The sequence below is a fragment of the Brevundimonas sp. CURTG3B2_SDJG genome, from assembly GCF_057364705.1.
On the sequence record NZ_JBNFOJ010000199.1, the window covers coordinates 1 to 5,425 of the forward strand.

Consider the following 5,425-nt stretch of genomic DNA (forward strand, 5'->3'; position numbering starts at 1 on the left):
CCCTGGCGTCGCGCGCCCGTCCGGCCGCCGCGCAGCCCAAGGCCGCGGGCGGAGGGCCCAAGGCCACGCCCGGCTTCGAGCAACTGAAGAAGGCCCAGGCCGTCGCCGAGATCGTCCGCGAACAGTCGGACTACTACCACGCGACGAAGACCACGATCTTCAACGCCCTGATGAACACGATCGACCTGGCCCAGCTGGCCCAGCTCGATCCCAAGGCCGCCGCCGAGGAGATCCGCGACATCGTCGCCGAGCTGGTGGCGATCAAGAACGTCTCGATGTCGGTGGCCGAGCAGGAGCACCTGGTCCAGGACATCGTCAACGACGTGCTCGGCTACGGCCCGCTGGAGCCGCTCCTGAGCCGCGACGACATCGCCGACATCATGGTCAACGGCGCCGGCCGGGTGTTCATCGAGGTCGGCGGCAAGGTCCAGCTGACCAACGTCCGCTTCCGCGACAACACCCAGCTGATGAACATCTGCCAGCGGATCGTGTCACAGGTCGGCCGGCGCGTGGACGAGAGCTCTCCCATCTGCGACGCGCGCCTGCCGGACGGCTCCCGCGTCAACGTCATCGCTCCGCCACTGGCCATCGACGGCCCGACGCTGACGATCCGGAAGTTCAAGAAGGACAAGCTGACGATGAAGAATCTGGTGGAGTACGCCTCCATCAGTCCCGAGGGCGCGCGCGTGCTGGGCGTCATCGGCGCGTCGCGATGCAACCTCGTCATCTCGGGCGGCACCGGCTCGGGCAAGACGACGCTTCTGAACACGCTGACGGCCTTCATCGACCCGACGGAGCGCGTCATCACCTGCGAGGACGCCGCCGAGCTTCAGCTGCAGCAGCCGCACGTCGTACGCCTGGAGACCCGCCCGCCGAACCTGGAGGGCCAGGGCCAGATCACCATGCGCGACCTGGTCAAGAACTGCCTGCGGATGCGTCCCGAGCGGATCATCGTCGGCGAGGTGCGGGGGCCCGAGGCCTTCGACCTGTTGCAGGCGATGAACACCGGCCACGACGGCTCGATGGGCACGCTGCACGCCAACAGCCCGCGCGAGGCCATCAGCCGGATGGAGTCGATGATCACCATGGGCGGCTACGGCCTGCCGTCCAAGACGATCCGCGAGATGATCGTCGGCTCGGTCGACGTGATCGTCCAGGCCGCCCGCCTGCGCGACGGCTCGCGCCGCATCACCCACATCACCGAGGTGGTCGGGCTGGAAGGCGACGTGATCGTCACCCAGGACCTGTTCGTCTACGAGATCACCGGCGAGGACGAGAACGGCCGGATCGTCGGGCGTCACCGCTCGACCGGAATCGCGCGCCCCCGCTTCTGGGACCGGGCCCGTTACTATGGGCTGGAGCGGGAACTGGCCGAAGCCCTGGACGCGGCGGAGTAGCGCGGATGCTTCCGATCCTCGCGGCGGTTCTGGCCTTCATCACCATCGGCGGCCTGGGCTGGGCCTTCGTCGGCGGCGGCGATTCCAGCGAACAGGCCCTGAAGCGCGCTCAGACGTTCAGCGCGCCCAAACAGTCGAACGCGGCGGCCCGCAAGGCCGCCGCCAGCACGCCCGAGGCCCGCCGCAAGCAGATCGTGGAGCAGCTGCAGGAGGCCGAGCGGATCGAGCGCAAGGCGCGAGTCAACCTGCCGGCCAAGCTGAAACAGGCCGGCATGACGATGTCGGCCCGGACATTCTGGATCATCAGCGCCGTCCTGGGCGTCGTCGCCTTCCTACTGCCGCTGGTGTTCGGCCTGAACATCTTCATCTGCCTGGGCGTCGGCCTGGTGTTCGGCCTGGGCCTGCCGCGCTGGGTGGTCGGCTTCCTGGGCAAGCGTCGGATGAAGAAGTTTTCGAGCCATTTCGCCGACGCCGTCGACGTCATCGTGCGCGGCATCAAGTCGGGCCTGCCGGTTCACGACTGCTTCAAGATCATCGGCCGCGAGAGTCCCGCGCCGCTGGGGCCCGAGTTCCAGAAGCTGGTCGAGGGGCTGGGCGTCGGCCTGACGCTGGCCCAGGCGCTGGACAAGATGTACGAGCGCATGCCGACGCCCGAGCTGAAGTTCTTCTCCATCGTGATCGGCATCCAGCAGAAGACCGGCGGCAACCTGGCCGAGGCGCTGTCGAACCTGTCGACGGTGCTGCGCGCCCGCAAGATGATGGGCGAGAAGATCAAGGCGCTGTCGTCGGAAGCCACGGCCTCGGCCGGCATCATCGGCTCGCTGCCGCCGGCGGTGATGATCCTCGTCAGCATCACCACGCCGGCCTACATGGCCAAGCTGTTCACCGATCCGCGCGGCCAGTTCATGCTGCTGATAGCGGTCGTCATGATGAGCTTCGGCGTCTTCGTGATGAAGAAGATGATCTCGTTCAAGTTCTAGGGGGATCGTCATGGACTTCATCGGCTTCTTCACCAATGTCCAGAACCTGCTCAGCATCGGCGTGGGCGTGCTGGTGTTCGCCACCCTGCTCACCCTGCTGAGCTCGTTCACCGGCGGGGTGAAGCTGGAGGGCCGGATGAAGGCCGTCGCCACCCGGCGCGAGGAGCTGAAGCGCCGTTCGCGCCAAGCCATAGCCAGCCAGGCCGGAGGTCCCCAGGGGCTTCGCCATACCGACGAGGGCTTCAAGAAGCGCGTCGTGGATCGGCTGAACCTGACCAAGCTCCTGGAAGACCCCAAGGTCGCCGAGAAGATGTCCCAGGCGGGCTTCCGCGGGCCCAAGCCGCTGACGACCTTCTATTTCTTCCGCTTCTCGATGCCGTTCGTCTTCCTGGCGATCGCGGCCTTCTACCTGTTCGTCTTCAACGACTTCGGCCTGTCGCTGATGATCCGGCTCAGCATGGTGATGGGCGCTGCGGTGATCGGCTTCTATGCGCCGAACCTGTATCTGGCCAACCGCATCTCCAAGCGTCGCACCTCGATCATGCAGGCCTTCCCGGATGCCCTGGACCTGCTGCTGATCTGCGTCGAGGCCGGCATGTCGATCGAGGCGGCGATCGCCAAGGTGAGCCAGGAGATCGGCGGCTCGTCGATCGACCTGGCCGAGGAGCTGACCCTACTGTCGGCTGAGCTCAGCTATCTGCCCGACCGCCGGATGGCGTATGAGGGCCTGGCCAAGCGCACCAACCATCCGGGCGTGAAGTCGGTCGCGACGCCATGACCCAGGCCGAGACCTATGGCACGCCGCTGGGCTCGGCGCTGCGCACCATGGCCAAGGAGAACCGCGAGCTGCGCCTGTCGGCCGCCGAGAAGAAGGCCGCCGCCCTGCCGGCCAAGCTGACGGTTCCGATGATCCTGTTCTTCCTGCCGGTGCTGTTCATCGTCATCCTGACGCCGGCGATCATCAGCATCCAGGACACCATGGCCGCCGGCGGCTGACCCGGGTCAGCCGCAGGGTCAAAGGGCGGTTGAGGCCAAAGCCCAGGAGATTTCCGGGCGCACCGACGCCATCAGGCGAAGAGCGCCTACGGTCCTTCGCACTCATGCGGACGCCCGATTTCAGGCCGCGAGGAGACTCGTGACCACGATTTAACTTGTGACCTACAGAGATCACCGCAAGGACGTCTCACATGGCAAGGGTGATGGATATGAGTCTGAGATCGATTGCGGGGGCCTTGGCGCTCGCAAGCTTGTGCGCGGCTTCCGCCCACGCCCAGACCATTGCGCCGCTCCCGTTCGCTGATCGTTTGGCGCAGGTAGGGTCGCCGCTAACAGTCCGGCCGGAGGGCTTCTCGGGTCCGGGAGCCGCGATACTGTCGACCGCTATAGACGCCAGCCGATACGTCCTCATCGGCGAGAGTCATCTTTCGCGCGAGATTCCCGCCTTCACCACGAACGTGTGTCGATTGATGGCGCCGGGCGGCCTGACGGCCATGGCCGTGGAGATCGGGCCGGAGGCCGCCGGAGCAGTCAACGCACGGCTGAGAGCGCCGGACCGCGAACAGCAGATTTCTGACTTCATGCGCTCCCACCCCGACGCGATGGCCTTCCTCAATGGCCGCGACGAGGGTCAGATGGCGGCCGATTGCGCGAGTGTCGCCGGACCGGACTTCGAGCTGTGGGGGCTGGACCAGGAGTTCTTTGGGGCGAGCGGCTATCTGTTCGAACAGATGCTCGCGGCCGATCCAGGACCGCTCGCCCGCGCCCAGATCGAGGCTCTGGCTGAGCAGGAACGGACGGCGATGCAGGCCGCGCTGGCCTCTGGTTCGCCCGGGGACCTGTTCCTTTACACGGTCACCGATGCGGCGCTGGATCAGGCGGGGACAGCCCTCGACCAGGACGGGGGCGACCGGGCCAAGGCGCTGTTCGCCGCCTTGCGCGAAACGCGGGCCATCTATCAGGCCTCGCAGTCCGGCCGCGGCGATCCAAACGGGCGCAGGGCGCGGCTAATGAAGCGGACGCTGGCGGCGCATTTCGCCGCGGCGCCGCAGGCTCGCGTGCTGATGAAGTTCGGCGCCTGGCATCTCTACAAGGGCTTCAACCCACTCGGTCAGCGCGACGTGGGCAATTTCGTCGCCGAACATGCCGACGGAGAGGGCGTGAAGTCCCTCAACCTCATCGTCGTCGGCGCGAGAGGCGTGGAGGCTGGATACAACGGGGTCGGTCGCCAGGTGACTGTGCGCGACTTCGATGCGATCACGGACGAGGACAGCGACTGGCGCAAGGACGTGATGCTGGCCCGTCCCTCGGATACGGCGCCCGGCGACTGGTTCCTGGTGGATCTGCGCCGTTTGCGCAGCGTCGATCTGGAAACCCTGACGCCGGAATGGCGCGAGCTGATCCGCGGTTACGACCTCGCCGTTGTGGCGCCGGAACTGTCTGCGTCTACCGTGCTGGGCGCTCTTGACGCCCCTTAGCTCTCCGCCGCCGCCTTCCAGGCCTCGGCCACGGCGTCGACCGAATGGCGCAGATGCTTGCGTTGCTTGTCGAAGAACATCTCGCCGCGCAGGCCCGAGAAAAGGAAGCCGTTGGCGGCGATGCAGCTGCCGGGCTCCAGCTCCTCGATCTCGAAATAGCGGACCGACTGGAACCACAGGCCGCGCTTCTCGGACCAGACCAGCTGGGCGTAGGGCTGCCAGTCGCCGACGCGAGCGACGACCCGCCGTTCGGGCAGGCTCTCGATGGTCTCGTTCAGGGCGATCTGACCGCCGAAGGCGATGGTTCCCTCGACCGCCTTCTCGATCGGATTCCAGCGGTCCCAGGACGGCAGGTCCGACAGCACCTCCCAGATCCGGTCGACGGGCGCGCGGATGCCGATGCGTTTCTCGATGCGGGCGATGTCCATGGGCGGTCATCTGGCACGGCTTTGCGGGCGGGAAAAGGGCGGCGAAGCTCAGCGGTTGCCTTCGGGCCCGGGCTGGGAGGCCGGAGGCGTCTCGGGCGAGGGCGTCTCGTCGCGGTCGGCCAGGTCCGGCGGGCCGGCGCGCAGGC

The 5,425-nt window shown here is 66.9% G+C and carries 4 protein-coding genes and 1 pseudogene; 4 read left to right on the plus strand and 1 reads right to left on the minus strand.

Going from position 1 to position 5,425, the window contains the following annotated elements:
- From AC2W7C_RS12930 to AC2W7C_RS12945, 4 genes and pseudogenes are all read left to right on the plus strand, one after another.
- A partial coding sequence (locus tag AC2W7C_RS12930; protein WP_486001805.1) for a TadA family conjugal transfer-associated ATPase occupies positions 1-1,397 on the plus strand: 1,397 nt, incomplete at its 5' end.
- A gap of 5 nt (positions 1,398-1,402) precedes the next feature.
- A complete protein-coding gene (locus AC2W7C_RS12935) occupies positions 1,403-2,377 on the plus strand; it encodes a type II secretion system F family protein (RefSeq protein WP_486001806.1) in 975 nt (324 codons plus the stop codon).
- A 10-nt stretch (positions 2,378-2,387) separates the two neighbouring features.
- Positions 2,388-3,373: pseudogene (locus AC2W7C_RS12940) on the plus strand (type II secretion system F family protein).
- Between the two features lie 494 nt (positions 3,374-3,867).
- Positions 3,868-4,851, plus strand: a complete 984-nt coding sequence (locus tag AC2W7C_RS12945) for a hypothetical protein (RefSeq protein WP_486001807.1) — start codon at positions 3,868-3,870, stop codon at positions 4,849-4,851.
- Here the strand turns inward: AC2W7C_RS12945 and AC2W7C_RS12950 are convergent.
- Entirely contained in the window at positions 4,848-5,279 is a 432-nt protein-coding gene (locus AC2W7C_RS12950) for an SRPBCC domain-containing protein (protein ID WP_486001808.1), read from the minus strand. The two genes, AC2W7C_RS12945 and AC2W7C_RS12950, sit on opposite strands and share 4 nt — an antisense overlap.
- Between the last annotated feature and the right edge of the window lie 146 nt (positions 5,280-5,425).